Consider the following 1,880-nt stretch of genomic DNA (forward strand, 5'->3'; position numbering starts at 1 on the left):
AGATGTGTATAAGAGACAGCACCGACCGCGCCCAGGAGGAGGTGATCGTGGTCGAACACGCCGGCGCCCGCCTCGCCGAGCACGGCACCCCCTACCTCGGACCCGACGCCATCGCCGCCCTGCCCCCCGGCGAACAACTCCTCGGCTACACCCCCTACCAGCCCGGCATGGCGCTGTTCGGGCTGCCCCGAGCCGCCGTCGACGCCTGGTGGACCGACTCCCGCGTCTGGTTCGCCCTGGTCACCGCGCTCACCCTCGTCGGCCTCGTCGCCACCCTGCGCGCAAGCGGCAGCCCGTCCGCGCCCCGCCGCGACGCCGCCGTACTGCGCGCCGTCCAGGCCGCCACCGTCCTGCCCGTCTGCGCGCTCACCCTCGCCACCGGCGGCGACGACCTGCCCGTACTCGCGCTCTGCCTGCTCGCCCTCGCGCTCGCCGCCGCCGGACGACCCGGCCGGGCCGGCCTCGCGGTCGGCGCCGCCGGCGCCCTCAAACTCTTCGCCTGGCCGGTCGCCGTCGTCCTGATCTTTTGGGCCGCCACCCGCCGGGCCGCACTCCGCACCGCCCTCGGCGCCATCGGCCTGCCCGTCCTCGCGCTGGTCCCGGTGCTACTCGTCGACCGCGACGCCCTCGTCGAGAACGTCCTGCGCTTCCCGCTCGGGCACGGCCTCGTCACCAGCCCCGCCCAGTCACCGTTCCCCGGGCATCTGATCGCCGAGACACTCCCGGCTGGCCGCGCCGTCGCCGCCGCGCTGCTCGTCGCCGCCGGAGGAGCCATCGCCGTCCGGCTGCTGCGCCGCCCGCCCCGCACCGCCGCCGCCACGGCCCTCATCTGCGGGTACGGGCTGCTCGCCGCGATCCTGCTGATGCCCTCCACCCGCTTCGGGTACCTGCTCTACCCGGCCGCCCTGCTCGTCCTCGCCCCCGCACTGGCGCTCACCCGACCGGACGACCCGGCGACATTCCCGGCAACCGCCCCGCGCGATCCCGCCGGAAGGCGTACACCTGAGGGATGACCACCTACCGCGACCGGGCCGAGGCGGGACGCGAACTCGCCGAACGACTCACCGACCTCGCCGGCCGGCCCGACGTCATCGTGCTCGGCCTGGTCCGCGGCGGCGTACCCGTCGCCCGGGTGGTCGCCGACCGGCTCGGCGCACCACTGGACGTGCTCGTCGTCCGCAAACTCGGCGTGCCCTGGGCACCCGAGGTCGCGTACGGCGCACTCGGCCCCGGCGGCGTCCAGGTCCTCAACGAGATGGTCGCCGGCCGGATCAGCGAGAACGACCGCGCCCAGGTCCGCCGCCGCGAACAGGCTGAACTGGAACGCCGCGAACAGCGCTACCGCGGCGGCCGCCCACCGCTGGACCTCACCGGCCGCACCGCCGTCATCGTGGACGACGGACTCGCCACCGGCGCCACCGCCCGCGCCGCCGTCCAGGTCGCCCGCCACCTCGGCGCCGCCCGCGTCCTGGTCGCCGTCCCGGTCGGCTCCGAGCAGGCGTACGACATGCTCGCCGCCGACGCCGACAGGGTCGTGAGCTGCCAACTCCCGCACGACTTCGCCGCCGTCGGCGCGTACTACGAGGACTTCCACGAGGTCTCCGACGACGAGGTGACGCAGGCGCTGACCGCCGTCGCGTGAAAACACCCGGTACCGTCGTTGTCATGCAGATGACCTGTCCTAAATGCCGCGGAGAGATGCGCCAGTACGAGCGCAGCGGAGTAGTCATCGACCAGTGCGGCGAATGCCGGGGCATCTTCCTCGACCGCGGTGAGCTCGAGAAGCTGTTCGAGGCCGAGGCCAACTGGAACCGGCAGCACGGCGGCGCCCCGCAGCAGGCCGCGCCGGCCGGTGCCGGCTCTGTCTCCTATACACATCT

General features: G+C 74.1%; 2 protein-coding genes. Both read left to right on the forward strand.

Annotated elements, in window-relative coordinates:
- The first annotated feature begins 1,009 nt into the window (after nucleotides 1-1,009).
- Nucleotides 1,010-1,642 carry a phosphoribosyltransferase gene (locus EAD96_RS00500; protein WP_120572544.1) on the forward strand — a complete coding sequence of 211 codons (633 nt, stop codon included), beginning with the start codon at nucleotides 1,010-1,012 and terminating at the stop codon, nucleotides 1,640-1,642.
- 23 nt (nucleotides 1,643-1,665) lie between these two features.
- Nucleotides 1,666-1,880: zf-TFIIB domain-containing protein (locus EAD96_RS00505; RefSeq protein ID WP_233585318.1), on the forward strand; the 215-nt coding region annotated here is incomplete at its 3' end.

The sequence above is a fragment of the Micromonospora sp. BL1 genome, from assembly GCF_003667485.1.
Taxonomy (GTDB): domain Bacteria; phylum Actinomycetota; class Actinomycetes; order Mycobacteriales; family Micromonosporaceae; genus Micromonospora; species Micromonospora tulbaghiae.